Origin of the sequence: Nonomuraea salmonea (assembly GCF_042428605.1) — a bacterium.
GTDB lineage: Bacteria > Actinomycetota > Actinomycetes > Streptosporangiales > Streptosporangiaceae > Nonomuraea > Nonomuraea salmonea.
Map to the genome: position 1 here is coordinate 35,618 of NZ_JBHMCF010000002.1, position 25,837 is coordinate 61,454.

At 71.5% G+C, this 25,837-nt stretch carries 27 protein-coding genes; 14 read left to right on the plus strand and 13 right to left on the minus strand.

Going from position 1 to position 25,837, the window contains the following annotated elements:
* The first annotated feature begins 69 nt into the window (after nucleotides 1-69).
* Nucleotides 70-1,701, plus strand: coding sequence for a serine/threonine-protein kinase (locus ACFFR3_RS00155; protein WP_364381232.1), 1,632 nt, complete (start codon nucleotides 70-72; stop codon nucleotides 1,699-1,701).
* A 174-nt stretch (nucleotides 1,702-1,875) separates the two neighbouring features.
* Here the strand turns inward: ACFFR3_RS00155 and ACFFR3_RS00160 are convergent, their stop codons facing one another.
* Nucleotides 1,876-2,472: a TetR/AcrR family transcriptional regulator gene (locus ACFFR3_RS00160; protein ID WP_364381229.1), complete on the minus strand. Its 597-nt coding sequence runs from the start codon at nucleotides 2,470-2,472 to the stop codon at nucleotides 1,876-1,878.
* A 130-nt stretch (nucleotides 2,473-2,602) separates the two neighbouring features.
* Between ACFFR3_RS00160 and ACFFR3_RS00165 the strand changes: the two genes are divergently transcribed.
* The 4 genes from ACFFR3_RS00165 to ACFFR3_RS00180 all read left to right on the plus strand — a co-directional run bounded on the left by ACFFR3_RS00165 (nucleotide 2,603) and on the right by ACFFR3_RS00180 (nucleotide 7,220).
* Complete coding sequence (locus ACFFR3_RS00165) at nucleotides 2,603-4,306, plus strand: ABC-F family ATP-binding cassette domain-containing protein (RefSeq protein WP_417629285.1); 1,704 nt, start codon at nucleotides 2,603-2,605, stop codon at nucleotides 4,304-4,306.
* A gap of 103 nt (nucleotides 4,307-4,409) precedes the next feature.
* Nucleotides 4,410-5,399 carry a Vgb family protein gene (locus ACFFR3_RS00170; protein WP_379482391.1) on the plus strand — a complete coding sequence of 330 codons (990 nt, stop codon included), beginning with the start codon at nucleotides 4,410-4,412 and terminating at the stop codon, nucleotides 5,397-5,399.
* A 250-nt stretch (nucleotides 5,400-5,649) separates the two neighbouring features.
* A complete protein-coding gene (locus ACFFR3_RS00175) occupies nucleotides 5,650-6,597 on the plus strand; it encodes a quinone oxidoreductase family protein (protein WP_379482392.1) in 948 nt (315 codons plus the stop codon).
* A 5-nt stretch (nucleotides 6,598-6,602) separates the two neighbouring features.
* Nucleotides 6,603-7,220: a LysE family translocator gene (locus ACFFR3_RS00180; protein WP_364381220.1), complete on the plus strand. Its 618-nt coding sequence runs from the start codon at nucleotides 6,603-6,605 to the stop codon at nucleotides 7,218-7,220.
* Between the two features lie 144 nt (nucleotides 7,221-7,364).
* Here the strand turns inward: ACFFR3_RS00180 and ACFFR3_RS00185 are convergent, their stop codons facing one another.
* Genes ACFFR3_RS00185 through ACFFR3_RS00195 form a run of 3 tightly spaced genes read right to left on the minus strand, consistent with a single transcriptional unit; the run spans nucleotide 7,365 to nucleotide 10,119 of the window.
* Nucleotides 7,365-8,438 carry a PucR family transcriptional regulator gene (locus ACFFR3_RS00185; protein ID WP_379482393.1) on the minus strand — a complete coding sequence of 358 codons (1,074 nt, stop codon included), beginning with the start codon at nucleotides 8,436-8,438 and terminating at the stop codon, nucleotides 7,365-7,367.
* Nucleotides 8,438-9,229, minus strand: a complete 792-nt coding sequence (locus ACFFR3_RS00190; protein WP_379482394.1) for an ABC transporter permease subunit — start codon at nucleotides 9,227-9,229, stop codon at nucleotides 8,438-8,440. The genes ACFFR3_RS00185 and ACFFR3_RS00190 overlap by 1 nt, the downstream gene beginning before the upstream one ends.
* Nucleotides 9,226-10,119 carry an ABC transporter ATP-binding protein gene (locus ACFFR3_RS00195; protein WP_345388212.1) on the minus strand — a complete coding sequence of 298 codons (894 nt, stop codon included), beginning with the start codon at nucleotides 10,117-10,119 and terminating at the stop codon, nucleotides 9,226-9,228. Before ACFFR3_RS00195 ends, ACFFR3_RS00190 begins: the two co-directional genes overlap by 4 nt.
* 148 nt (nucleotides 10,120-10,267) lie before the next feature.
* Between ACFFR3_RS00195 and ACFFR3_RS00200 the strand changes: the two genes are divergently transcribed.
* On the plus strand, nucleotides 10,268-10,573 hold the full coding sequence (locus tag ACFFR3_RS00200) for an antitoxin (protein WP_379482395.1): 306 nt from the start codon (nucleotides 10,268-10,270) through the stop codon (nucleotides 10,571-10,573).
* A gap of 119 nt (nucleotides 10,574-10,692) precedes the next feature.
* On the opposite strand, the gene ACFFR3_RS00205 is transcribed toward ACFFR3_RS00200, so the two are convergent.
* The gene (locus ACFFR3_RS00205) at nucleotides 10,693-12,072 is read right to left on the minus strand and encodes an MFS transporter (protein ID WP_364381205.1); all 1,380 of its coding nucleotides are present in this window, start codon (nucleotides 12,070-12,072) and stop codon (nucleotides 10,693-10,695) included.
* Nucleotides 12,073-12,208: 136 nt separating this feature from the next.
* On the opposite strand from ACFFR3_RS00205, the gene ACFFR3_RS00210 reads away from it, so the two are divergent.
* The gene (locus ACFFR3_RS00210; protein WP_379482396.1) at nucleotides 12,209-13,693 is read left to right on the plus strand and encodes a cobyric acid synthase; all 1,485 of its coding nucleotides are present in this window, start codon (nucleotides 12,209-12,211) and stop codon (nucleotides 13,691-13,693) included.
* A gap of 121 nt (nucleotides 13,694-13,814) precedes the next feature.
* On the opposite strand, the gene ACFFR3_RS00215 is transcribed toward ACFFR3_RS00210, so the two are convergent.
* Nucleotides 13,815-14,210: a nuclear transport factor 2 family protein gene (locus ACFFR3_RS00215; RefSeq protein WP_345409337.1), complete on the minus strand. Its 396-nt coding sequence runs from the start codon at nucleotides 14,208-14,210 to the stop codon at nucleotides 13,815-13,817.
* Nucleotides 14,211-14,301: 91 nt separating this feature from the next.
* On the opposite strand from ACFFR3_RS00215, the gene ACFFR3_RS00220 reads away from it, so the two are divergent.
* Complete coding sequence (locus tag ACFFR3_RS00220) at nucleotides 14,302-14,865, plus strand: TetR/AcrR family transcriptional regulator (RefSeq protein ID WP_345388216.1); 564 nt, start codon at nucleotides 14,302-14,304, stop codon at nucleotides 14,863-14,865.
* Here ACFFR3_RS00220 and ACFFR3_RS00225 read toward each other — a convergent pair.
* Genes ACFFR3_RS00225 through ACFFR3_RS00235 form a run of 3 tightly spaced genes read right to left on the minus strand, consistent with a single transcriptional unit; the run spans nucleotide 14,765 to nucleotide 17,118 of the window.
* On the minus strand, nucleotides 14,765-15,841 hold the full coding sequence (locus tag ACFFR3_RS00225) for a 1-acyl-sn-glycerol-3-phosphate acyltransferase (protein ID WP_379482397.1): 1,077 nt from the start codon (nucleotides 15,839-15,841) through the stop codon (nucleotides 14,765-14,767). The two genes, ACFFR3_RS00220 and ACFFR3_RS00225, sit on opposite strands and share 101 nt — an antisense overlap.
* Nucleotides 15,842-15,865: 24 nt before the next feature.
* The gene (locus ACFFR3_RS00230; RefSeq protein WP_379482398.1) at nucleotides 15,866-16,753 is read right to left on the minus strand and encodes a patatin-like phospholipase family protein; all 888 of its coding nucleotides are present in this window, start codon (nucleotides 16,751-16,753) and stop codon (nucleotides 15,866-15,868) included.
* Nucleotides 16,750-17,118: a MerR family transcriptional regulator gene (locus ACFFR3_RS00235; RefSeq protein ID WP_345388220.1), complete on the minus strand. Its 369-nt coding sequence runs from the start codon at nucleotides 17,116-17,118 to the stop codon at nucleotides 16,750-16,752. The genes ACFFR3_RS00230 and ACFFR3_RS00235 overlap by 4 nt, the downstream gene beginning before the upstream one ends.
* A gap of 84 nt (nucleotides 17,119-17,202) precedes the next feature.
* On the opposite strand from ACFFR3_RS00235, the gene ACFFR3_RS00240 reads away from it, so the two are divergent.
* Both ACFFR3_RS00240 and ACFFR3_RS00245 read left to right on the plus strand, forming a co-directional pair.
* On the plus strand, nucleotides 17,203-18,105 hold the full coding sequence (locus ACFFR3_RS00240) for a DNA-3-methyladenine glycosylase family protein (protein ID WP_379482399.1): 903 nt from the start codon (nucleotides 17,203-17,205) through the stop codon (nucleotides 18,103-18,105).
* Nucleotides 18,106-18,226: 121 nt separating this feature from the next.
* Nucleotides 18,227-18,583 carry an STAS domain-containing protein gene (locus ACFFR3_RS00245; protein ID WP_345388225.1) on the plus strand — a complete coding sequence of 119 codons (357 nt, stop codon included), beginning with the start codon at nucleotides 18,227-18,229 and terminating at the stop codon, nucleotides 18,581-18,583.
* Nucleotides 18,584-18,594: 11 nt separating this feature from the next.
* Here the strand turns inward: ACFFR3_RS00245 and ACFFR3_RS00250 are convergent, their stop codons facing one another.
* From ACFFR3_RS00250 to ACFFR3_RS00260, 3 genes are all read right to left on the minus strand, one after another.
* Nucleotides 18,595-18,876: a hypothetical protein gene (locus ACFFR3_RS00250; protein ID WP_379482400.1), complete on the minus strand. Its 282-nt coding sequence runs from the start codon at nucleotides 18,874-18,876 to the stop codon at nucleotides 18,595-18,597.
* Between the two features lie 101 nt (nucleotides 18,877-18,977).
* Nucleotides 18,978-20,345, minus strand: a complete 1,368-nt coding sequence (locus ACFFR3_RS00255) for a sensor histidine kinase (protein WP_345388227.1) — start codon at nucleotides 20,343-20,345, stop codon at nucleotides 18,978-18,980.
* A gap of 91 nt (nucleotides 20,346-20,436) precedes the next feature.
* Nucleotides 20,437-20,847, minus strand: coding sequence for an organic hydroperoxide resistance protein (locus ACFFR3_RS00260; protein ID WP_345388228.1), 411 nt, complete (start codon nucleotides 20,845-20,847; stop codon nucleotides 20,437-20,439).
* Nucleotides 20,848-20,927: 80 nt separating this feature from the next.
* Between ACFFR3_RS00260 and ACFFR3_RS00265 the strand changes: the two genes are divergently transcribed.
* On the plus strand, nucleotides 20,928-21,572 hold the full coding sequence (locus ACFFR3_RS00265) for a TetR/AcrR family transcriptional regulator (protein ID WP_345388230.1): 645 nt from the start codon (nucleotides 20,928-20,930) through the stop codon (nucleotides 21,570-21,572).
* Here the strand turns inward: ACFFR3_RS00265 and ACFFR3_RS00270 are convergent.
* The gene (locus tag ACFFR3_RS00270; RefSeq protein ID WP_345388232.1) at nucleotides 21,517-22,524 is read right to left on the minus strand and encodes a LacI family DNA-binding transcriptional regulator; all 1,008 of its coding nucleotides are present in this window, start codon (nucleotides 22,522-22,524) and stop codon (nucleotides 21,517-21,519) included. The two genes, ACFFR3_RS00265 and ACFFR3_RS00270, sit on opposite strands and share 56 nt — an antisense overlap.
* 298 nt (nucleotides 22,525-22,822) lie before the next feature.
* Here ACFFR3_RS00270 and ACFFR3_RS00275 point away from each other — a divergent pair, with 298 nt between their 5' ends.
* From ACFFR3_RS00275 to ACFFR3_RS00285, 3 genes are all read left to right on the plus strand, one after another.
* Nucleotides 22,823-24,001, plus strand: coding sequence for a sugar ABC transporter substrate-binding protein (locus ACFFR3_RS00275; protein ID WP_379482401.1), 1,179 nt, complete (start codon nucleotides 22,823-22,825; stop codon nucleotides 23,999-24,001).
* Between the two features lie 14 nt (nucleotides 24,002-24,015).
* Entirely contained in the window at nucleotides 24,016-24,957 is a 942-nt protein-coding gene (locus ACFFR3_RS00280; protein ID WP_345388234.1) for a carbohydrate ABC transporter permease, read from the plus strand.
* 88 nt (nucleotides 24,958-25,045) lie between these two features.
* Nucleotides 25,046-25,831: a carbohydrate ABC transporter permease gene (locus ACFFR3_RS00285; RefSeq protein ID WP_345388236.1), complete on the plus strand. Its 786-nt coding sequence runs from the start codon at nucleotides 25,046-25,048 to the stop codon at nucleotides 25,829-25,831.
* Nucleotides 25,832-25,837: the final 6 nt, after the last annotated feature.

Below are 25,837 nucleotides of genomic sequence, written 5' to 3' on the forward strand. Positions count from 1 at the left end.
GCATCTCATGTACGCGTGTCGGGGCCGAGATCTGCGGCGATGCCGCAGGTGTCGGTAAGCTTGCGCGGCGTGAGCGGTGAAACCTCCCACATCGGGCGCTACAGGCTGCTAAGCGTGCTGGGGCGGGGTGGGATGGGCACGGTCCACCTCGCCGAGGATCCCGCTGGGCAACGGGTCGCCGTCAAGGTGATCAACCCGGAGCTCAGCCAGCACGAGCAGTTCCGCATGCGGTTCCGCAGGGAGGCGGACGCGGCGCAGCGGGTGCGCCGCTTCTGCACGGCCGCCGTCCTCGACGCCGCGCTCGAAGGCAACCAGCTCTACGTCGTCACCGAATACGTCCCCGGCCCCAACCTCGACGAGGCCGTACGCCAGTCCGGCCCGCTGCGCGGCTCCAGCCTCGACGCGCTGGCCGTCAGCGTGGCCACGGCGCTCACCGCGATCCACGCGGCCGGGGTCGTGCACCGCGACCTCAAGCCGTCCAACGTGCTGCTGTCCCCCGTCGGGCCGCGCGTGATCGACTTCGGCATCGCGCGGGCACTCGACACGATCGGCGGCGTCACCAGCACCGGCGAGGTCATCGGCACGCCCCGCTACATGGCGCCCGAGGTGCTGCGCGGCGACCCGATCTCCCCCGCCTGCGACGTGTTCTCGTGGGGCTGCCTGGTGGCGTTCGCGGCGAGCGGACGCGCCCCGTTCGGCGGCGACACGCTGCCTGCCATGGTCTACCAGGTGCTCAACACCGAGCCCAATCTCGAAGCCATCGACCCCGGCCTGCGCGAGCTGGTCGCCGCGGCCCTGAACAAGGACCCGTCCCAACGGCCCACCGCGCAGCAGCTCCTCGACGCCCTCGTGGGCCGGTCGGCGGCGCCCGAGCAGGCGGCGCACACCGTACAGGTGGCCTGGCAGCAGTCCACCGCCCCCTACACGGTCGCCCCGGCGCCGGGCGGCGTGCGGGCGCGGCGGGGCAGGCTGTACGCGGCGGTGGCGGCGGCCGCGGCGGTCGTGCTGGCGGCCGGGGTGGGCGCCTGGGCGCTGTTCGTCCCGAGCGGGCCGCCCAAAGACCTGGGGCTGCTCTACCAGGAGGACTTCACGCAGACGACGGGCGGCTGGACCGGCTCGTACGACCCGCAGTCCGCGGGCAGCGTCGGCTACCGGACCGACGGCACGTACGGGATGGACGCCGAGCCCGACTACGAGGAGCGGTGGGCCAGGGCGCCCGTACCCTACCTGTTCTACACGCCGACCGCGACGCCCGACCCGACGGCGAGCCCGACGCCGATGCTGCCCCAGTCGGTGGTCATGGCCGTCACCGCCGACGTCACCAAGACCGTCGGCACCGGCGAATACGGCCTCTACTGCCACAACTCCGAAGACGGCGACAACTACTACGAGTTCACCCTCGACACCAAGGGCAACGCCCGCATCCGCCGTATCGTCGACGGCTCGGGCGGCATGATCGCCCAGCCCGTGAAGGTGGACGCGTTGCCCGGCAAGGCGCGGATCACGGTGGCGTGCGAGCAGAGCGGCAAGACCGTGCGGCTGTCGATGTGGGTGAACGACGAGCTCGTCCAGGAGGCGGAGGACCCGAACGGGATCGGCAACGGCTCGCTCGGGCTGTTCGCGCGCACACCGAAGGACGACAGGTCGGTGGTGCGCACGACCTGGGACGACTTCGAACTACGCGGCCGCCTGGAGCCGTAACCTTCGCACAAAGGACGCCCGCGCGGCGCTCTGCTCAAAGTCCGCCGACGCGGACCCCTGGTGAGAGGTCGCCCGCACGGCGCCTCGCTTGAAGAACGCCGGTTTGACGGACGCCGGTTTGACGGACGCCGGCTTGGGGCGCCCGCTTGGACGCACCAGCTTGGAGTGACCGGCTCATAGGACGCCGGCGCGGGCGGCGGCGAGGGCGGCGTCGGCGGCGCGGTCGGCGTCGCGTTCTGTGACCGGCTCGTGGGCGACGAACAGCCGGTAGTAGACGGGCGCGACCGCCACTCTGATCACCTCCCGGGGATCGACGACGCCGGGCAGCTCGCCGCGCTGGACCGCCCGGCGTACGACAGCGGCCGACTGCTCGTGGCGCGAGACGAAGAACTCGTGCAGCGAACGGGCGGCGGCCTCGTTCTGCACGGCGGCGGCCACGAAGGCGGACGACACGGGGCCCAGCTCGGGATCCTGGAAGCCGACCCGTACGAGCTGGACGATCCCCCGCAGATCACCCTCGATCGACCCCGTGTCGGGGATGGGCCACGGCTCGTCGGCGGCGAGTTCGAGCGCGTCGGAGATCAGCCCCTCGACACCGCCCCACCGCCGGTAAACGGTCGTCTTGTGCACGCCTGACCGCTCTGCGACCCGCTCCACGGTCAGGCCCGCGTAGCCGTGTTCGGCCAGCTCGGCGAGGGTCGCCTGGCGTACGGCGTCGCGTACGCGGGCGCTGCGCCCACCCGGACGCTTGACGGGCTCTTTGCGCTCCAAAAACTACTCCAGTTGCGTTAGTTGTGATCTTGTGCCATCCTAAAGCAACACCAGTTGCGATTGGAGTTCCATCCTGATCAGTCTTCGCGGGGTTTTCAAGTCCTACGACGGACGCGCCGTCCTCAGCGACGTGTCCATGTCCGTACGCACCGGCGAGCGCGTCGGCATCGTCGGCGAGAACGGCTCGGGCAAGTCCACCTTGCTGCGCCTGCTGGCCGGAGCCGAGCGGCCCGACGAGGGCGAGGTTCGGGGCGAGGTGCGGGGCGAGGTTCGGGGCGAGGTGCGGGCGGGCGCCGACCTCGGCTACGTCGGCCAGACGCTCGCCGAGACGCTCGGCCTGCCGTCCGGCGGCACGGTCCGCGAGGCCGTCGACGCCGCGCTGGCCGACCTGCGTGCCATGGAGCGCAGGATGCGCGAGCTGGAGTCGGCGCTGTCGGAGGAGGCGACGCAGCAGATCATGGACGAATACGGCGAGCTGTGCACCGCCTATGAGCTGCGCGGCGGTTACGAGGCCGACGCGCGGGTCGAGCGGGCCTTCCACGGCCTCGGGCTGGCGCACGTGGGCCACGACCGCATGCTCGGCAGCCTGTCCGGCGGCGAGCAGGCGCGGCTCGGCCTGGCCTGCGTGCTGGCCGCCGCCCCCCGCGTGCTGCTGCTCGACGAGCCGACCAACCACCTCGACGAGTCGGCCCTGACCTGGCTCGAAGACCGGCTTCGCGAGCACAGGGGCGCGGTGGCCGTCGTCTCCCACGACCGCGTCTTCCTCGACCGGGTGGCCACCGCGATCATCGAGGTCGAGCAGGGCTCGGTGAGCCGGTTCGGCGGCGGCTACACCGGTTTCCTGGCGGCCAAGGCGGCGGCCAGGGCGCGATGGGAGCAGGCGTACGCGGCCTGGTGCGCCGAGGTCCGCCAGGTCCGCGAACACGCCGCCACCACCGCACACCGGGTCGCGGCGGGGCGCGTGATGCGCGACAACAACAAGATGGCCTACGACCGTAACGCGGGGCGTGTGCAGAGCTCGGTCGCCAGCAGGGTCCGCAACGCCCACGAGCGGCTGCGCCGCCTGGAAGCCGACCCGGTCCCCCGCCCACCCGCTCCCCTGCGCTTCCACGCCACCTTCACCGCCGACCCCCTCCCCCCACCCACCACCGACCTCGCGGGCCCAGAACCAACCGCACCGACGCAGCGGCCCGGCGGCGGCACCTTCTCCTCAGCCAGGGGCCCACAGCGGGCCGATGGAGAGGGAGCCGCGCCGGCCGCAGGCGCAGCGCCGCTGGAGGCGGGTGCTCCTGTCACGGGTGCTGTGCTGGTGGAGTTGCGGGACGTTCGGGTGGGCGATCGGCTGCGGGTGGACGCGCTCACCATCAGGGCCGGTGACCGGGTCCTGGTCAGAGGCGGCAACGGCGCGGGCAAGTCCACGTTGCTGGGCGTCCTGGCCGAGCGGGCCCGGTGCCGGGTCGGTCACCTGCCGCAGGAGGTGAGCTTCGACCCGTCGCTGCCGGTGCTGGAGGCGTACGGCGAGGGCCATCCCGACGACCGCAGGGCGGCGCTGCTGGCGACCGGCCTGTTCCGGCCGCACACACTCGACCAGCGGGTGGGCGACCTGTCGGTCGGCCAGCAGCGGCGGCTCGCGCTGGCCAGGCTGCTGGCCCGCGAACACGACCTGCTGCTCCTCGACGAACCCACCAACCACCTGTCGCCGGTGCTGGCGGAAGAGCTCGAACGCGCACTCGACGGCTACCACGGCACCCTCATCATGGTCTCCCACGACCGGGCACTCATCCGGCGCTTCCGCGGCAGGGAGATCGAGCTCGCGGGAGGACGCATCCTTTGACCGCAACCGAGATCGAGCTAGCACGGGGTCGCATCCATTGACCGCGACCTAGACGGAGCTCGCAGGAGCGCGACTTTTGACCACGACCATCGGGGGGACTCCCATGTTGACCATCATCGACTCCGGCTCGCCTTACGGCCTGGCCACCGCGGCCGACGGCGCCCTGTGGTTCACGCTCGTCCACGAGGGGCGCGTCGGGCGGCTGGTGCCGGGCGAGAAGCCCGAGATCCACCAGCTCGACCCGGCCGACGGGCTGCCCACCATGATCGTGCGCGGCCACGACGACGCCGTGTGGTTCAGCGAGTGGAAGGGCGGCCGGGTCAGCCGCATCACCGCCGACGGGCGGCGCACCACCTACACGGTCGACTCGCCGTACGGGCTGGCCGCCGGCCCCGACGGCGCGATGTGGCTCACCCAGATGTCGACCGACAGGATCGGCCGCATCGCCACCGACGGCACGATGACCTCCTACGACGTGCCGGTGAAGGGCGGCATGCCGTCGTTCATCGTGGCGGGGCCGGACGACGCGCTCTGGTTCACCATCAACCAGGGCAACGCCATCGGCCGCATCTCGCTGTCGGGCGAGGTGACCGTGTACGAACTCCCCACGGAGAACGCGGCCCCGGTTGGCATCACCCGCGGCCCCGACGACGCCCTGTGGTTCGTCGAGATCGGCGCAGGCCAGATAGGCCGGATCGACGTACAGGGCAAGATCACCGAATACCCCCTGCCCGATCGCGCCGCCCGCCCCCACGCCATCATCACCGGCCCCGACAACGCCCTGTGGTTCACGGAATGGGGCACCGGCCACCTGGGCCGCATCACGGTAGACGGCGAGATCGAAGAACACCCTCTCCCAGCGGTCCCAAAGCCGGCCGCCGCGCACGGCCCCGACGCACCGAACGCGGAGCAGGGGGACAACCCCCAGGGACCGAGCACGGAAGAGGAGGACAACTCCCAAGGACCGAACGCCGAACCGGGGGACGACGCACCGAAGCCCGAGCGAAAGGCGGAGCCACACGGTCTGACCGTGGGCCCGGACGGAGCGATCTGGGTGGCGTTGGAGGCCGGCGCCCTGGCCCGCCACATGTGACGACCCTCAGACGGAGGACACGAACGGGCCCCACCCATGCCATGACCCCCGCGCGACCGCGAACAGCCCCATCGGGGTGTCGGGGCCGCGGGCCGACTGGCGGGCGGGTGCCCAGCAGCGTGCACGGCTCTACGCCCGCCTGGTTGGCGGTCCCATGGGTGGGATCGCTGATCAGCGGTCCCCTAGTGAGACCGGCTGGAGGGCTGGGGGTGGGTGACAGGTGATGGGTGGGGCGGAGTTGACTAGGGGCATGCGTGCGATCATGGTGTCCGCTCAAGGCGGGCCAGAGGTTCTTGAGTATGTCGAGCGTCCCGATCCGGTGCCCGGGGACGGTGAGGTGGTCGTGGATGTGGCCGCCAGTGGGGTGAACTTCATCGACATCTACCACCGGTCTGGTGCTTATCCGCTCGATCTGCCCACCTCCATCGGATCCGAGGGGGCCGGGACGGTGTCCGCCGTCGGCCCGGGAGCAGAGGGTGTCGCGGTGGGTGACACCGTGGCGTGGGCGAGTGTGCTGGGGAGTTATGCCGAGAAGGCCGTGGTGCCGGCGGATCGGCTGGTGCCGGTGCCGGACAGCGTGTCGGCCGAGCTGGCGGCGGCGGCGATGCTGCAGGGCATGACGGCCCACTATCTGACGCACTCCACGTACGAGGTCAAGGAGGGCGACCGGGTGCTCGTGCACGCGGGGGCCGGCGGCATGGGGCAGCTGCTCATCCAGCTGGCCAAGCTCAAGGCCGCCAAGGTGTACACGACGGTCTCCACCGACGAGAAGGAGAAGCTGGCGAGGGAGGCGGGCGCGGACGAGGTGCTGCGCTACGACGACTTCGCGCAGGCTCTGCGGGGCACGATCGACGTGGTGTACGACGGCGTCGGCAAGGCCACGTTCGACGGCGGGCTCGAGGCGCTGCGTCCGCGCGGGCTCATGGCCCTGTACGGCGCCGCCAGCGGCCCGGTGCCGCCGCTGGACCCGCAGGTGCTCAACAAGCAGGGCTCGCTCTTCCTGACCAGGCCCACGCTCGTGCACTACGTGGCGGAGCGGGCCGAGCTGCTGCGGCGCGCCTCCGACCTGTTCGGCTGGATCGGCGCGGGCCAGGTGCGGATCAACGTCTCCCACCGCTACCCGCTGGCCGGCGCCCGGCAGGCGCATGAGGACCTGGCGGGGCGGCGGACCACAGGGAAGCTGCTCCTCGTACCCTGACCTTCATGGACATCGCCACCTCCATCTGGTCGTTCGCCGCCGTGGTCGCATTGCTCACGGTGACGCCCGGGCTCGACACAGCGTTGATCCTGCGGACGTCCCTGCTGGCCGGGCGGCGTCCGGCCTTGGGGGTGACGCTGGGCATCCAGCTCGGCACGCTGGTGTGGGGTGTGCTCACCGCCGCGGGGCTGTCGGCGTTGCTGGCGGCCTCGCAGGTGGCCTATGACGTGCTGCGGTGGGCGGGGGCGGCGTACCTGGTGTGGATGGGGATGCGCATGCTGCTCAAGCGGGACGCCGGGCGTGAGGTGGTGGATGGGCAGGAGGTGCGGTTCTGGAAGGGGTTGCGGCGGGGGCTGCTGACGAACCTGCTCAATCCCAAGGTGGGGGCCTTCTACGTGGCGATGCTGCCCCAGTTCATCCCGGACGGGGCGCCGCACGCGGTCATGGGGCTGGTGCTGGCCGGGGTGCACGTGGTCGAGGGGCTCGTGTGGAGTGCCGGGTTGATCGGGTTCGCGTCGTTGATGAGCGGGGTCCTGCGGTCGGCTCGGGTGCGGCGGGTCCTCGATCGGGTGACCGGAGTGGTGATCGTGGGGTTCGGGGTACGCCTGGCCGTCAGCGAATGAGCCGTCGGGGCGCGCATGTGTCAGCCGGCCGGATGACGACGCACAGGACCGATCCGGACGACGTCTACGAAGTGCCACGCGCTGATCGCCGATGACTGAGCATGCTCAAGCGGCTGACCACGATCAATGCGCGGGCGGTTGTGGTCAGAAGGCGGCCGGCCAGTTCAGCAGGCGGGCGCCGAGAACGGCCGTCTCCAGGGTGAAGCGTTGTGTCGGGTCGTCCGGGGAGAAGCCGGTCAGGCGGCGGATGCGTTCCAGCCGGTACGTCACCGCCCGCGGGCTCACCCGTAACCGCCGCGCGGCGGCCGTCTGGTTGCCGTGGGAGGCGAAGACGGCCTCCAGGGTCTCCAGCAGCGGCTCCGGTCCGCCCCTGGCGTCGAGGAGCGGGTCGAGCACGCTGGTCACCAGGTCCTCGATGGCGCCTCTGTCGCGCAGCAGCACGGGGAAGACCAGCAGGTCGGCGGCCTTGACGACGTCGGCGGTGAGGCCGAGCCCGTCGGCCAGTTCGAGGGCCTGGGCGGCCTCGCGGTAGGAGGTCACGACTCCGCCGGGGCCGCGTTTGGGGCGGCCGACGCCGACGCGCCAGCCGGGCGGGAAGCGATTGCGTACGTGGTGCACGAACTCACCGACGGCGGCCGCCAGCGTGGCGGGGGCGACGCAGACAAGCAGCCCGTCGCGTACGGACACCAGCACGTTGTGGGAGCCGAAGCGGGCGATGAGGTCGCGTTCGATGCGGTCCTGGTCGCCGTCGCGCAGCCCGCGGGCCACGGCGACCACGTACGACTCGGCCAGCCGCAGCCCGAAGTGCTCGGCCCGTTCCGCGAGCCGCTCGGCCCGGCCCTGGAGCAGGTCGTCCACGAACTCCCTGCGCGCGCTCTCCTCCTCGCGGATGGCGGTGAGCTGGGCCTGCTCGTACCCCTCCATGAGCGCGGACACGGCCCTGCGCAGCGCGGGCAGCACGCCGGGCACGCCTTCGCCCGCGGCGAGCGCGCGGTCGACGAGGAGCCGCAGCGGTACGCCGGCCCGGGCGGCCTGGCTGCCGGCGGCGCGGTAGGCGTCGAGGGCGCGCCGGTCGAAGGCCCGTCCGGTGGCCGCATGCTCGGCCAACCGCCGCCGGTGCCCGTCGAGCAGCCCGTCGAGCAGGCCGGTGGGCAGGCCGGTGGGCAGGCCGGTGGGCAGGCCGGTGGGCGCGGCCGGGGGTGGGTCCGTGGGCGGCATCAGACTCCTACGTCGCGCCTGTCGAAGGCGAGCACCGCGGTGAGTGCGAGCACGGCCGTCGCCCCCGCGAGGACAAGGTAGTCGGTGACGGGCAGCCCCTCATAGAGCGGCCGGCCGTCGGCGTAGTAGTGGAACGGCGAGAGCCACCGCAGCCAGGCGACGGCGTCCCATGAGCGGCCCACGGTGACGACCGCGTACCCGAGGACGGCCCACACGCCGACGGCGGACGAGGCGGCGGCCCGGCGCCCGGCGACGGCTCCGACGGCCAGGGCCAAAGCGCCGAAGAACAGGGCGAGCAGCAGGACGCCGACCTGCGCGGCCAGGATGCGGTCGAAGGGCACCCCGGTCCGTACGAGCGCACTCATCGCGACCGCGACCAGCAGCGTCACCACGGCCACCACCACGAGTGCGACGGCCAGCGCGAGGAACCTGTCGAGCACCAGCCGCCGCCGGTCCACCGGCAGGGTGACGACGAGTTCGAGCGTGCCGGCCTCCTCGGGCCCGGCCAGTGCCCGGTTGGCGAGCAGCGTCGCGCAGGCGATGAACAACATGGGGACGAAGAGCTGGTAGACGACGGTCTGGAGGTAACCGGCGCCAGAGGTCATGTCCGGCATGCCGCCCATGAGGTCTCGCAGCGGGCCGGGGAACTTGTTCAGCATGGCCGGCCCGTACGTGTCGGGGTTCGCGCGGACGGCGCCGTAGACGGCGACGTACAGGCCGATGAAGGCGCTGATGCCGAGCGTCCACCACAGGAGCGGGCGGCGGTGCTCGCGCAGGCTTCTGGCGATCATCGGACCGCCTCCTCGTCGCTGTAGTAGGTCAGGAAGATCTCTTCGAGGTCGGGTTCCGCGCTGACAAGGTGCACGACGGTGAACCGGGCGGCGGCCTTGACCAGCGCGTCGGGACGTCCGTCGATCGTGCACCGCACGGCGGCACCCTCCACCCGCAGGTCGCGTACGCCGGGCAGGCCCTCGAAGGCGTCACGCGGGACGGGCGCGGCGAAATGCAGCTCGACGCGGCGCACGGCCTTCTCGCGCAGGACGGCGACGTTCTCGACGGCCACCAGTCGCCCGCCGCGCACGATGCCGACGCGGTCGGAGACGCTCTCGACCTCGGCCAGCACGTGGGAGGACATGAGCACGGTACGCCCCGAAGCCCGCACCTCGCGGACCAGCGCCAGGAACTCCTGCTGCACGAGCGGGTCGAGCCCCACGGTCGGCTCGTCGAGGAGGACGAGCTCCGGTTCGTGCATGAACGCCTGGATGAGCCCGATCTTCTGCTTGTTGCCCTTGGAGAGCTTGCGCATGGGCACCGACAGGTCGGCGTCGAAGCGCTCGGCCAGGGCCTCGATGCGGGAGGCGGGCACGCCGCCCCGGACTCTCGCGAGGAAGCGCAGGTAGTCGGCGGCCCGGTCGCGGCCCTCCAGCACCAGGTCACCGGGCAGGTAGCCCATCCTGGCGCGGACGGCGGGCTCGCGCGGGTGGCCGCCGAGCACGGTCACGGCGCCCCGGGTTGGCCTGATCACGTCGAGCAGGAGCCGGAGGGTCGTGGTCTTTCCCGCGCCGTTGGGCCCCAGATAGCCGAAGATCTCCCCGGGCTGGATGTCGAGCGTGAGGTCCTCCAGGCCGCGTCGGGCGCGGTAGTACTTGGTCAGCCCCTCGGCCTGCACCACTGCTGTCATGCCCGCATCGTCGCGCCGCGGGGCGCTGCGCGTCATGGGGGAGGTCCGGCAGTCTGCGGACGAATTCGCTGCCGGATTCCGGCAAAGACATCATCCCAGGTTGGCGGGGTAGGGGGCGGGCGTAACCGGAAGAAACGGGGAAAAGGTCATGAGCCGCATCGGAGAGTGGCTGAAGAAGGCAGAGAACCTGGCCAGGGGACACTCCAAGCAGGCCGACCAGATCGTCGACCGCGCCGAGCAGTACGCCAAGGAACGCACCGGCCACAAGTACGACGAGCACATCAGCAGAGGCGCGGACACCGTCCAGCGCCGTTACGGCGGCGGGCAGGACCAGACCGGCCAGCCGACAGACCAGCCGACGGGCCAGCAGCCAGGACAGCCGGGCCGGCAGGCCGGGCAGCAGCCGCCCCCGACCCAGGAGGAGCAGGAGCGGCGGATGCCGCCTCAGGGCTGACCGCACGGGCCGGCGGCGGGCGTCTTCCGAAGACTCCCGCCGCATCCCGCGAGGCCGGCGGCGGGCGTCTCAACGGCCCTCGCCGCCGGGCGTCCGCGAGAGCCCGCACGGCGGACGGGTCAGTGGCGGGCGTCCTCCAGGACCTTCGCCGCGTCCCGTTCGAACGACGCCCTGGCGCCCAGCGTGAGCAGGCCGCCCACGACCATGGGGGCGATCAGGACGTACATGCCGGTCAGCAGCGAGCCTGTCCCGTCGGAGACGATGCCGACGACCAGCGAGCCGAAGGCCGTGCCGACGGTCAGGAAGAGCTGCAGGACGGCGAAGCCGAGCCCGCGCGCGGCGGCCGGCACCACGTCGGCCAGGCAGGCGGTCATGTTGGGGATCGCGATCGACATGAGCGCGCTGGCCAGCAGCATCAGCCCGGCCAGCGCGCCGACCGAGTCCATGGACAGCGCGCCGGCCAGGACCACCGAGCCGGCCGTGATGCCGCCGCCGCCCGCGAGCAGGCGCCCGCCCTTGATCGTGCCATGCCACTTCCTGCCCAGCCAGGAGCCGACCAGCGTGCCGGTCAGCGTCCCGGCGATGGTGAGCAGGCCGCTGAGCGAGCCGGCGGTGGCGACGCCCGCGCCGAGGGCGCGCACCATGAACGTGGGCAGCCAGAAGAAGATCCCGGCCAGCCCGAGGCTGAGCAGCGCGAGCCCGACGCAGACGAACAGCAGCGTCGGGATGGCCATGACGCCGCGCACCTGCGCCAGGAACGGCGGCTTGACCTCGGCCCCGGCGGACGGGGAAGGCGCGGGCGCAGCGGCCCCACCACCGGCACCACCACCGGCACCGGCCATGGACGGTTGCGGGGCGATCCCGCCGTTCGCGACCATGCGGTCCAGCTCGCCGCGGCGCGGCTCGCGCAGGAACCAGACCAGCAGCGCCGTGAGCACGCCTGGCACGACCATGATGAGGAACGCCGTACGCCACGAGAACGCGGCGGCGAGCTGGGCGCCGAGCAGGGTGCCGACACCGCCGAGGTACGTGGTGACGCGGGTCAGCCCGTACGCCTTGGCCCGGCTGGCGGGCGGGTAGTAGTCGGCGAGGAGGCTGCCGGCGGCTGGGTTGTCGATGTTCTCGGCGGCGGCCAGCAGCACCCGCATCAGGTAGAACATGGCGAATCCGGTCGCGATGCCGGAGCCGAGCGTGGCGAGCGCCCAGCAGAAGACGACGATCGCGATGATCCGGGTCCTGCTGAACCGGTCGGCGAGGTAGCCGGCGGGCAGGGCCACCACGGCGGCGGCCAGGGCGGAGGCGGTCGGGATGGAACCGGCCGCGGTGTCGCTGAACTGCCATTCCCGCTGGATGACCGGGAGCACGCCCGACAGCAGGTTGGCCTCCATCCTGTCCACTAGTCCGACGATGAACAGCACCACCAGGGGTGCCCAGCCGAATGGCGCGCGGGATCGCGCGTCGATGGTGCCCGTCCGTGGCGAGCCGAACGTCCCGACCATGCCCACCCTTTCGCGTAGGTGACTCTAGAATCCAGTTCTAGTGCGACGTTCTAGCCAGAGTGACAGAAGTCACAGCATTCGTAAATGGCCGGTTTCCGGGAAATTTCGTGATCTGCGGCTTCGATACGGTGTGGCCATGGTCAACGGCGCACTCCTGGTGGCGGGCACCACATCGGACGCGGGCAAGAGCGTGGTCACGGCCGGGATCTGCCGCTGGCTGGCCCGCCGTGGCGTGCGCGTCGCGCCCTTCAAGGCGCAGAACATGTCGCTCAACTCGTACGTCACCGCCGACGGCGCCGAGATCGGCCGCGCGCAGGCCGTGCAGGCGCAGGCCGCCGGCCTCGAACCGGCCGCCGACATGAACCCCATCCTCCTCAAACCGGGCAGCGACCGCCGCAGCCAGGTCGTGCTCATGGGCCGGCCGGTCGCGGACGTGGACGCCATGGAGTACGGCGCCCTGAAGGACCTGCTGCGCACGACCGCGCTGGAGGCGCTTGAGCGGCTCAGGAAGCAGTACGACGTGGTGGTGTGCGAGGGCGCGGGCAGCCCGGCCGAGATCAACCTGCGCCGCGGCGACATCGCCAACATGGGCCTGGCCAGGGCCGCGAACCTGCCCGTCATCGTGGTCGGCGACATCGACAGGGGCGGGGTGTTCGCCGCCTTCTACGGCACCGTCGGCCTGCTGGACGCCGCCGATCAGGCGCACGTGGCCGGGTTCGTGGTCAACAAGTTCCGCGGCGCGAAGGAGCTGCTCGAACCCGGGCTCGACATGATCAGGCGGCTCACCGGCCGCGAAGTCTACGGGGTGCTGCCCTGGCTGGACGGCCTCTGGCTGGACGTCGAGGACTCACTCGCCCTCGACGGGCGGCAGGTGGCGGTGCGGCCTCCGTACGGGCGGCGGACGCTACGGGTCGCCGTCGTACGGCTGCCGCGCATCTCCAACTTCACCGACGTGGACGCGCTGGCCGCCGAGCCCGGCGTGGTGGTGCGCTTCGCCACCTCCGCCGGCGAGCTGGACGACGCCGACCTCGTCGTGCTGCCCGGCTCCCGTGCCACCGTCGCCGACCTGGCCTGGCTGCGGGAGAGCGGGCTCGCGGCGGCGCTGCGCGCGCGCACCGGGCCCGTGCTGGGGATCTGCGGCGGGTTCCAGATGCTCGGGCGGGAGATCGTGGACGACGTCGAGTCGGGGGCGGGCCGGGTCGAGGGGCTCGGGCTGCTGCCGGTGCGGGTCACGTTCGGGGCGGACAAGCGGCTCGGCCGGCCCGTCGGGTCCGCGTACGGGGAGGCGGTGCGCGCGTACGAGATCCACCACGGCGTCGCGACCGTCGAGGGCGGCGAGCCCTTCCTGGACGGCTGCCGCTCGGCGAACGTCTTCGGCACCACCTGGCACGGCGCTCTGGAGAACGACGGCTTCCGCCGCGCCTTCCTGACCGACGTCGCCGACCGCGCCGGCCGCGCCTTCACCCCCGCCCCTGACACCGACTTCGCCCGCCTCCGCGAGGACCGCCTGGACGCCCTCGGCGACCTCATCGACCACCACATGGACACGGACGCCCTGCTCCACCTGATCGAGCAGGGCCCCTCCCCCACCCTCCCCACCCTCCCACCCGGCGCCCCCTAGAGGGGGAGACGCGGGAAGTGGGTGGCGGGCCCGCGGACAGAACCGCAGCCCGCCGAAAAGGCGCGGCGCGGGGAGGAGCAGCCGGAGGCGAGGGATGCCCCAAGGGCGGCGGTGTGGTGGGTCAAGCGAGGGCTTCGGCGATGGCGGCGCGGTCCTGGTACTCGCGCCAATGCACGATCCGCCCGTCCCTCGCGCGCAGCACCACCACGAACGCGGCCTGGGCGCGCACGTCGCTCCCCCGCAGGGTGCCCACCAGCCGGTACTCGGTGACGATCACCTCCGGGTCGGCGGTCTCGTGGACGGTCACGTCGCGGAATTCCTCGAAGGCGACGGGGAGGGACGCGCGGCCCTCCTCCGCCATGGCCGCGACCCGCTCCCGCCCCTCGGTCCTGTGGCGCGCGAACGGCTGCTCCACGACCACGTCGTCGGCCAGCATCTCCGCGTCGAGGGCCGCGGCTCCGGACAGGACGTTGTGCTGGAAGCGGGCGAAGAGGTCTCGCGGGGTGCGCTCCGGCATGGGATTCCCTTCGCAGGAAGGTTAAGGTGAGTGAAGGACTCAGGTTCATTCAATATGAGTCGCGGACTCATCTTTGTCAACGAGCGGACGAATGACGACCACCAAGCCCATGCGCGCCGACGCCCGGCGCAACCGCGCCCGCATCCTCGCCGCCGCCGAGGAGGTGTTCGCCGAGCGGGGCACATCGGCGTCCACGGAGGAGGTCGCCGCACGAGCGGGCGTCGCCATCGGGACGATCTTCCGCCACTTCCCCACCAAGCACGCCCTCCTCGCCGCCATCATGAAGGACCTGCGGCGGCGGCTCATCGCCAGGGCGGAGTCCCTCATCGCCGATGGGGATCCTGGGTCGGCGTTCTTCGACTACTTCGCGTTCCTCGTCGGCGGCTCGGCCAGGATCGGCGCCGTGGTGAGCCTGCTCGCCGAGGAAGGCGCGCCCATCGAGCCGGGCGAGCAGATCTTGGCGCTCGGCGAGGCGTTCGGCACGCTGCTGGAGGCGGCGCGCGAAGCCGGGACCGTACGCCCCGACGTCCGGCTGGACGAGGTCATGGCCGTGCTCACCGCCGCCACCCACGGCGCGCTGGCGGGCGGCTGGCCGGACGACCTGCGCCATCGGACTGTGTCCCGGCTTCTGGACGGCTTCCGCGCTGCTCGGTGATCCAGGCGTCGATGAGCGCCCAGTGGTCGTACAGCCAGCGGACGCGCTCCTCGCGGGTCCTGGGGATCTCGGCGGCCGGTACACGCCACCACTTCGCGGTGATGTGCGCGCTGACGGGAAGCTTGCGCCAGACGTCCCCCACGGTGACGAGCTGGTCGAGCCCGGTGTGCGCGACGAAGATGACGTCGGCGGGCGGGCAGGACTCGATGGCGGCGATGGCGCCGTTCGGGCGGGGCGGGAGCAGGTGGTCCATGTCGCGGGCCCGGCCCGCCTCGCCGGTCAGGCCCTTCTCCTCAAGCCGCCGGATGGCGAGGCGGCGGCGGCGGGGGGTGAAGTTCCCGCCCTCGGGGAAGATCACCAGCGCGTCCCTGTCGCCCATCGTGGCGGCGAGGCGGCGGATCTCCGCGGTGACGCCGCTCTGGTCGGTGCTGCGGGGCACGAACGCGTTCGGCAGCCGGTTGACGACGACGTCGAGCGACGGGTCGTACTGGAGCGCGGCCTTCATGACGATGCGGGGCCGCCGGTGGTAGCGGGCCAGCAGGTGGTGGATCAGCAGGAAGGAGTCGCCGGGGCCCGCGTGCCTGGACAGGACGATGACCGGCCGGGAGAGCCTGGCCTCCTGCTCCTCGGGGGTCGGCTCTGGCTCCTCGATGTCGGTGGTGAGCAGGAAGATGCGCTCGGCGGCGCCGTACACGCGGGTGAGGAACCAGCCGATCAGCGCGTAGTGCCGCTCCTGCCGCTTCGCGCCGCCCGCCACCCACAGCCACAGGCAGGCGATGAGCACCGCGGACTCCAGCGTCAGCCACGCCACCGCGAACCAGACGAACCGCGCGCCCCTGCGCTGCGGCGGCGGCAGGCGCAGCGAGGCGGCGGCCGTGACGACCAGCCAGAACGGCAGCGTCACCAGCATGAACACGGTGACCACGATGACCAGGGGCGCCAAGACGACCCTGCGCAGGATGCGAGGTGGAAGCACGGCGGCCTCCTCAAGGGCGTACTCTCATCCTCCTCTTTCGCGCAGGTAGCGGGAAGACGCCTGGTAGGCGCGGTCGATGCAGGCCGCCACCTGGGAGCCGTCGCGGTAGCGCAGCGGCGAGGCGGGCGTGGTCACCCCCGAGGGCATCACGTGCACCTCCACGCCGGGCGGCAGCGTGGCGAGGTCCTCGGCGAAGCGGTGCCTGCGGGCGATCTCGAACGCCACCATGCCCACCTCCCAGAACCTGCGCGGCGGGCTGAGCGGGCGCTCGATCCTGCCGACGTGCAGGACGTAGACGCGCTTGGCGCCGAGCTGCACGGCCCTGCCGATGGGGATGCTGTGCACGAGCCCGCCGTCGTAGAAGTGCTCGCCGCCGATCACCACCGGCGGCAGCAGCCCCGGTACGGCGCACGAGGCCAGCACCGCGTCCACCAGCGGCCCCGAGCTGAACCAGTGGGCCGCGGCGCGCTCGACCGAGGCGGCCACGCACTGGAACGGCACGGACAGCTCCTCGATGCGGGCGGCCGGCACGGTCTCGCGCAGCACGCCGCGCAGCGGCTCGTTGGGGTGCAGGTGGGTGCGCGTCTTCGCGAGCGTGGACAGCCGGGCCGCCCAGGAGCCGGCGAAGGCCGTACGGACGATGTCGGAATGCCACAGACCGGTCAGCCTGGCGACCGCCTGAGCCGGGTCGGCGGCGATGACCGCGCCGTTGAGCGCGCCGACGGACGTGCCCACCACCAGTCCGGGACGGATGCCCGCCTCGTCGAGCGCCCGCAGCATCCCCACCTCGTGGGCGCCCAGCACACCCCCGCCCCCGAGCACGAACGCGGTCTCGGGCGCGCGGCCGGGGCCGCCGGGAAAGCCCTCGCCGGGAACGCCCCCGCCGGGAGCGTCCGCGCCCTCCTGGGTCATCGGGGGCAGTTCCCGCCCTCGTGGGCGACGGCGTCGGCGACGGCGAGGATCGAGTCGAGCTTGGTCCTGGCTTCGACCAGCTCGTTGATCTTGCCGTCCATGCGCTCCCGCTCGGCCCGCAGCCGCTCGATCAGCTCGGGCACGACCTCGCCCGACATCACGCACGGCATGATCGGCTCGATGGCCTTACTGGCCAGCCCGGCCGCGTAGAGCTGCCGGATGAGCCTGACCCGCTCCACCGCGCTGTCCGGATAGACGCGCTGCCCGCTGGGCGTGCGCTCGGAGAAGAGCAGGCCCTGCTCCTCGTAGTAGCGCAGCGCGCGCACGCTCACCCCGGCCTGGGCGGCGAGCTCGCCGATCCGCATCCGATCTCCCCCTCAGGTGCTGCTGACGTCAGCGTCAGGATTTCACCGTACGCCAGGCGCCGGACGCCGCCTAACATCAGCGGCATGACCACGCACGGATTCACGCTGACCGCCGAGGGCCCGTTCGAGTTCGCCGACTCCCTGCGCTTCGTGGAGGACTGGCCGGCCACCAGCAGGCTGCCCTCCGACGGGCGGACGCTGCGCTTCGCGTACTGCGCGGAGGCCGACTGGCGGCCCATCGGCGTGAGCGTGACGGGCGTCCCCGGCGGCGTGTCGGTCAGCACCACACGCCCGGCGGGCCCGGCGATCCGCGGCGAGGTGGCGCGGATCTTCTCGCTCGACGTCGACGGCACCGGCTTCGCCAAGCTCGGCGACGCCGACCCGGTGCTCGGCGACCTGCTGCGGCTGCGTCCTGGCCTGCGTCCCGTGTGCTTCTGGAGCCCGTGGGAGGCGGCCTGCTGGGCGGTGATCGTGCAGCGCTCGTCGATGGTCGTTGCGTCGGCGATCAAGCAGCGCATCGCGCAGCGGTACGGCGCGGAGGTGGTGGTGGACGGCGAGCCGTTCCCCGCGTTCCCGCCGCCGGTCTCGCTCCTGGACGCGGGCGGGCTCGGCCTGCCGGCGCAGAAGGAGGAGTGGCTGCGCGGCCTGGCCAGGGCGGCGCTCGACGGCCTGCTGACCACCGAGCACCTGCGCTCGCTGGCCCCGGAGGAGGCGCTGGCGGAGCTGCGGTCGCTGCCCGGCGTGGGGCCGTTCTCGGCGGGGCTGATCCTCATCAGGGGCGCGGGGGCGCCGGACGCGTTCCCCGGTGACGAGCCGCGGTTGTTCGCGATCCTGCGGGAGGCGTACGGGCTGGCGGAGGACGCGCCGCCGTCCGCGTACCGGCGGCTGGCCGACGCCTGGCGGCCCTACCGGTCGTGGGCGTCGTTCCTCTTCCGCGCGACGGCGTACGGCGTGATGGACGACCGGTCCGCCCAGGATCCTTCCTGAAGATTCTTTGACGAATGCTCTTTCGGGTGTCTGATCGGCGGGCATAAGGTTGCGGCATCGGTTGGCGTCCTCGCGATACCCCTTACGACCAGCCACCGGCCGACCAACGCCAGGAGAGCCCGTGAAACTCACCTGTCGCCACTATCCAGGGGCCACGCTGTTCACCGTGGCCGGCCAGGTCGACATCAGCACCTCCGCCGAGCTGGAGGAGTTCATCGGCGGGCAGCGCCGCCGGTTCGACGACCACGTGATCGTGGACATGCGCGAGCTGACCTTCATCGACAGCTCCGGCCTCGCGGTGCTGCTCGCCGCCGGCGCGCTGGCCCGCGTCCACGGCGCCGGCCTGCACCTGGCCGGGGTGCAGCCGATGCCGGCCAGGCTGCTGGAGATCACGGGCGCCGATCGCGCGGCGACCTTCCACGACGACGTGGAGCAGGCGCTGGCGGCCGTCCTGGCCGCCGGTCACGTCAGGCTCTGACCGCGCGGGGGTCAGGGCTGCCGGCGGTGCACCCCCACCAGGTGCCCGTTCTGCCGGATCCGAGCCTCCTCGTACGGGCACACCGGGCGGGTGACGTACGACTGCGCGATGGTGTCGGCGTCCCCCCGGTTCACGCCCCAGCCGATGGTGTGCCAGTGCGGATCGCCGCCGGTGGTGTCCAGGACCACGATCTCGAACAGCTCGGCTGCTGGAGGAGGCGTGCAGCGTACGCGGCCGGTCGCCGCATCCGCGCCCTCGTGGACGTTCCGGCTACCGGTACCCGGCTGATCCATGTGGCTCTCCCTCCGGTGGCACAAACCTGGTCCGGAATTGCATGTGCCCCGATCCTCCTCAAGTCAGTCATGTCGCTGGTTGCGCACCCGTCACGGCGGGCTCAGTCCTCCTCCAGGATCGGCAGGCGCAGCACGAAACGGGCGCCGGTGTCGGAGTCCTCGATGGACAGCGTGCCGAGGTGGGCGGTCGCGATCTCCCTGGCGATGGGCAGCCCGAGTCCGGTGCCGCCGGCGTCGCGGTTGCGGGCGGCGTCGAGGCGGGCGAAGCGCTGGAAGACGAACTCGCGGTGCTCGGGAGGGATGCCGGCCCCGTCGTCCACGACCTCCATCACCGCGTCGTCGCCCTGCCGCCGCACGGTGACGATGACCCGCCGCTCGGCGTGCCGCTCGGCGTTGTCGAGCAGGTTGGTCAGCAGGCGGGCCAGCTGCAGCCGGTCGCCCATGACGACGACGCCGGTCTCCAGGGTCGTGACGAACTCCTTGGAGCGCGGCCGCGCGGTCTCGGCGGCGACCAGGTCGGCGAGGTCGACCGGCTCGCGCTGGTCGGGCGCTCCGGCGTCGAGCTTGGTGAGCGTGAGCAGGTCGCCCACGATGGCCTGCAGCCGGTCGAGGCTGGCCAGCACCTTTGTGCCGGTCTCCTCCCAGTCGGCCTCCTCGGGATGGAGCATGGCGTCCTCCATCTGGGCCCGCATCGCGGTGATCGGGCTGCGCAGGTCGTGGGAGGCGTCGGTGGCGAACCTGCGCTGCCGCTCCATCGCGTCCTGGAGCCCGGAGAGCGCGGACTCCAGGCGCTCCAGGGTCTGGTTGCTGGTCTCGGCCAGCGCCCTGATCTCGTCGTCGTTCACCGGAACGGGCACCCGCAGGCCGCCGCCGCCCGCGCTGATCTCGGCGAGCTTCCTGGTGATGCTGCCGACGGGCGCCAGCGTCCTGGCCACGATGCGGGACACGCCGAACCAGGTCAGCGCGACCAGCGCGGCCGACACGCCGATCTGGAAGATCAGCGTCGCCGGGCTGACGTACCAGGGCACGGCGGGGCCGAAGGCGTAGACCAGCCACTCCCCCTCCGGCTGGTACGCGATCACGGTCACCGTGATCTTGCACTCGCCCTCGAAGGCCGGGATGCCGCACACGGTCCCGGCGTCGTTGGCCAGGGAGCGGTGCGGCACGACGGTGGTGAGGCGCGGCTGGCCGGCCAGGTTGGGCGTCCAGGCGATCGGCCGGCCGTTCTGGTCGAGGACCTGCATGCCGTCGGTGCCGTCCTGGTAGAGCACCTGGGGCAGCCGCCCCCGTTTGATCAGGATCAGCACGCGTACGGCCCTGGTGGACAGCTCGTGAGCGCGGATCTCGGCGACCTCGTTCCTGATGCCGAGCAGCACGAAAGCGTTCACGATGATGCTCAGCAGCAACATCGTGACACTGGCGAACAACGCCAGCCGCGTCCGCAACGACCGGCCCCACAGTCTGCCCACGCGTCTCCCCCGAAGGCCACACCATCACAGGGGGGACCTTGACCGCGATCTTCGGGAGATTCCCTGACAAAGGCGCTTAAGGTGCAACGCCCTACTCGATGACGAGCTCGACCGGGATGTTGCCCCGCGTGGCGTTGGAGTACGGGCACACCTGGTGGGTCGCCTCAAGGAGCGCCTGGCCCGCCTCAGGGCCGATGTGGTCGGGCAGCTCGGCGCGCAGGGTCACCGAGAGCTGGAAGCCGCCCTTGCCGTTGGGCGACAGGCCGACCTCGGCCGTGACCGCCGCGTCGGCGACGTCGAGCTCCTGCTGCGCGGCCACCAAGCGCATGGCGGAGGCGAAGCAGGCGGCGTAACCGGCGGCGAAGAGCTGCTCGGGGTTGGTGCCCTCGCCGTCTCCGCCCAGCTCCTTCTGCAGGGCCAGATTGACGTCGAGCCGCCCGTCGGAGCTGACGGCGCGCCCGTCGCGGCCGGCCGCGGTGGCGATGGCGGTGTAGATGCTCATGTCGTGCCCCTTCAAACTAGACAGACCTGTCTGTTCGGTCTTGGCCGATAGTAGACAGGTCTGTCTGGTATCGTCAACGTGTGAGTGCAGGAACGTTGCAGGGACGCCGGCCGAGCCCCGCCCGCGAGCGCGTGCTGGAGACGGCGAAGCGGCTGTTCTACGCCGAGGGCATCCACACGGTCGGCATCGACCGGATCATCGCCGAGGCGGGCGTGGCCAAGGCGACCTTCTACCACCACTTCCCCAGCAAGGACGACCTGGTCAGGGCCTACATCACCGACCAGAGCGGCCTGCAGCGCACGGCGGCGGCCGAGCTCGGCCGCGACGACGCCCCTTACGAGCGGCTGCGCACGTTCTTCGTCCACCTCTGCGAGTTCGGCAGCGGGCCCGGCTATCGCGGCTGCCCGTTCGTCAACACCGCGGCCGAATATCCCGACCCGGCCCACCCGGTGCGGCAGGCCATCGTCGAGCACCGCCGCTGGAACCGCGACCTCTACCGCGACCTGCTGGCCGAGGCCGGGCACCCCGACCCCGAGCAGACGGCCGACCTGCTGCTGATGCTCAGGGACGGGCTCGTCGTGGGCTTCGACCTCGACGACCCCGCCGCCGTACGCGCGACCGCCCAGGAGGCGCTGGCCAGGCTCGTCGGCCCGCGGGCCGGCCTCGACGTCAGCGGGGCGGCGGCGGCCCCACCGACTCCCCCGGCACCAGAGCGCACGGGATGAGCACCTGCGGCGGCGCCTCCTCGGCCCCTTCGAGCCGGTCGACCAGCGCGTCGGCGGCCATCCGGCCGAGCTCGGCGGCCGGCGCCGCCATGACCGTCAGCGACGGCTCGATCATCTCGCCCAGCTCGCGCGTGGTCGCCGCCGAGATGATCGACAGGTCGCCCGGCACCTGACGGCCGAGCGCCCGCGTGCCCTTGGCGAGGCCCGCCGCGGCGCCCTCGTTGACCAGCACGACGGCGGTGACCTCGGGGAAGTCGTCGTGCAGCCGGCGCGCGGCGGCCCGGCCTCCGGCGGAGGTGCTCTCGACCCTGATGACGGCGGGCGGGTGGCCGAGCGGCGCGATCGCGTCGAGGTAGGCCGACTCGACCCGCATGATGCGGCCGGGCTCTGTGGTGGCGTCGGCCTGCTGGGCGACCAGCGCGACGCGCTCGTGGCCGTGGCCGCGCAGGTGCTCGACGGCCTGGTGGATGGTGGTGGCGAAGTCGATGTCGACGTACGGGAGGTCGTCGTCCTCGGTGCGGCCGATCAGCGCGAAGGGCACCCGTGAGGCCAGCAGCCGCGCCACCCGAGCGTCGCGGATCTGCACCTCCATCAGCAGCACGCCGTCCACGAGCCCGCCGGCCAGCAGGTGGGACATCTGCTCGTCGTCGTTGACCGGCCACAGCACGAGGTCGTAGCCGCGCTCACGGGCGCCGTGGGCCGCGCCCATGACGAACTGGATCACCGTGGCGTTGGGCTTGGACTCGAGGTCGGGGTGGAGCAGCGCGAGTATGCGGGTGCGCGAGCTGGCCAGGGCGCGGGCGACGACGTTGCGCCGGTAGTTGAGCTCCTGGATGGCCGCCTCGATGCGGGCGCGGGTCTCGGGCGCGACCCGTTTGGTGCCGTTGATGACGAACGAGACCGTGGCGATGGAGACGTTCGCCCGCTCGGCGACGTCGCGCATCGTGACCATGGATGCCGCCTCCCGACTCGTCAGGGCCGCGCGAAGCATCTGCGACTATATCGCCCGCCCGCGTTTCGTAAAACGCTTAACTTGTTGTTGACATCGCCGTCGGACAGGCGCAACATATCGGTCAAGCCAGCGCGGTTAAGCGCTTTATTTCGATCACTGCCCTGGCCGCCCCGCGAGTGGCGGCATCACTTCCCGCAGCCCCTTTCTCCCTGTAAACGACCCCTCATCGACTCCGTGGCGACCCCTAGGAGTAGCTCACATGGAGACAGCACAAAAGCGTCACGGGAAGGCGCCCAAAGTGACTGTCGCGGCGGTTCTCATCCCTCTCACCCTGTCGGCGTGCGGCGGGACCACCGCCGGCGCGCACGCCACCGGCCCCCTCGTCATCCAGGACTACTACGACGAACTGCACGACCCGCTCTACCGCTCGTGCGCGCGTCAGACCGGCCTCGACATCAGGATCGACCACGTCGCGGGCCCGGGACTGATCCCGAAGGTGCTCCAGCAGAGCTCCTCGCGCACCCTGCCCGACGTGCTCATGCTCGACAATCCCGACGTGCAGCAGATCGCCGAGTCGGGCGCGCTCACCCCGCTGTCCGACTACGGCCTGCACGGCGAGGGAATGACGCCGGCCGTGGTGAAGGCCGGCACGTACGCCGGGAAAGTTTACGGCCTGGCCCCCTCGGTCAACACGCTCAGCGTCTTCTACAACAAAGCGATGTTCCGGGCGGCCGGCATCACGAAAGTCCCCAGAACCTGGGACGAACTCCGCGCCGCCGCGAAAAGGCTGACCGCCCCCGGCCGGTACGGCTTCGCGATGAGCAACGTCAACACCTACGAGGGCTCCTGGCAGTTCCTGCCGTTCATGTGGGGCAACGGCGGCACCGAGCAGGACATCACCACTCCCCCGACCGCTCAGGCGCTGCGGTTCCTCGTCGATCTGCAGAACGACGGCTCGATGTCGAAGAGCTCGATCATCTGGAGCCAGGACGACGTCATCGACCAGTTCATGGCCGGCAAGGCCGCGATGGTGGTCAACGGGCCCTGGCAGATCCCCGCGCTCAGGAAGCAGCACGAGGTCGACTGGGGCACGTTCACCATCCCGACCCGGCTGGCCACGCAACCCACGGTCGCCCCGCTCGGCGGCGAACTGTTCACGGTGCCGCGCACCGGCGACAAGGCGAGAATGGCCAAGGCGGGGCGGTTCGTGAAATGTCTGGTCTCGCCGGAGCTGCAGCGTGAGACCGCGAAGGTCACGCAGACCGTCCCGACGAACCCCGGGGTCGCCGATCGCGCCGCGGCCGAGGACCCGGCGATCGCGACGTTCGTCACCACCGTACGGACCGCGCGCTCGCGTACCGCGGCCCTCGGCCCCGACTGGCCGAAGGCGGCCACCAAGATCTACAACGCCGTGCAGATCGCGCTGACCGGCAAGGCCGCGCCCGCCGAGGCCCTGCGCCAGGCGCAGGGCGAGTGACAAGGAGCCGCGTGGTGACCTCAGCCGATCTCAGCCTTTCCGCCACCGCCGCGCGCGGCCGGCGCGACCTGCTGTGGGCGCGCCTGCTCAAGCGGGCCACGCCGTGGTTGTTCACGCTGCCCGCGATGACCTTCGTGGCCATGTTCTTCGGGTATCCGATCGTCCAGAACGTCGTCATGAGCTTCCAGGAGTACACGACCTCGACCTTCTACAGCGGGCACGCACCCTGGGTCGGGCTCACCAACTACGTGACGATCCTGTCCAGCTACCTGTTCACGACCACGCTGGTGAACACCGCGCTGTTCACGATCGGCTCGATCACCTTCCAGTTCGTGATCGGGCTGGCGCTGGCGCTGTTCTTCAAGCGCAACTTCCCGCTGAGCGGCTTCCTGCGCGCGTTGCTACTGCTGCCGTGGCTGCTGCCGCTCATCGCCTCGAGCGCGGTCTGGAAGTGGCTGCTCGACCAGGAGAGCGGCGCGCTCAACCAGTTCCTCGGCCTGTTCGGGATCCCGGCCGTGCCGTGGCTGGTCGATCCGACGCTCGCGCTGGCCGGCGTGATCGGGGTGAACATCTGGCTGGGCATCCCGTTCAACGTCGCCATCCTCTACAGCGGCCTGCAGGCGGTGCCGAAGGACCTGTACGAGGCGGGCGCGCTCGACGGCGCCACCGGCTGGACCGCGTTCCGGCACATCACCTGGCCCAGCATCCGGTCGGTGGTGAGCGTCGTCATCGTGCTCGGCGTGGTCTACACGCTCAAGGTCGTGGACATCATCCTCGGCCTGACCGGCGGCGGCCCCGCCAACTCCACCCAGACGCTGGCCACGAACGCCTACAACAAGTCGTTCGTCGAGTTCGACTTCGGCCAGGGCGCCGCCATCAGCAACGTCCTCATCGTGGTCTCGCTGGTCTTCGCCCTCGTCTACCTGTTCATCTCGCGCCGCGAGCCGCACGAGTGAGGCGCCGCACGTGAACCACACCTTGACCGCACGAAACTCGACCGCACGGAACTCGACCGCACGGAACTCAACCGCGCGGAAACTGCCCATGACGGTGCTCGGCGTCGTCTTCCTGGCCGTGATGATCTTCCCGGTCTACTGGATGGTCAACACCAGCCTCCAGGCCGCCTCGGGCGCCGCCGCTGCCGACTTCTTCCCCGTCCACCCAGATCTGTCCGGTTACGCCACCGCCGTGACCGAGCAGGGCCGCAACTTCGTCACCAGCCTGGTCATCGCGCTCGGGACCGTGGTGCTGACGCTGGCGATCGCGACGCCCGCCGCGTACGGGGTGTACCGCTTCCGCACCAAGGCGGGCACGGTGTTCCTGCTCGTGCTGCTGATCACCCAGATGATCCCGGCGATGGTCATCGCCAACGCGCTCTATCCGCTGTTCAACTCGCTGTTCCTGATCAACAGCGTCTTCGGCCTCATCCTGGCCAACTCGGCGGCGGGCATCCCCTTCGCGGTGCTGCTCATCAGGGCGTTCATGGGGTCGATCCCGCCGGCGCTCGTGGAGGCGGCGATGGTGGACGGGGCGGGCAACCTGCGGGCGTTCCTCGCGATCGTCGTACCGATCAGCAGGAACGCGATCGTCACGGCGGCCCTGTTCACCTTCCTGTCGGCGTGGAGCGACTTCCTGTTCGCCCTCACCCTGACCAGCACGCCCGAGGTCAGGCCCATCACGCTCGGCATCTACGACTACATCAGCGCGAACTCGCAGGACTGGGCCGCCGTCATGGCCACGGCCGTGCTGGCGTCCGTCCCGGCGGGGCTGCTGCTGATCTTCGCTCAGCGCTACATCGCGGCCGGCGCCGTCAGCGGCGCCGTCAAGTGACCTATG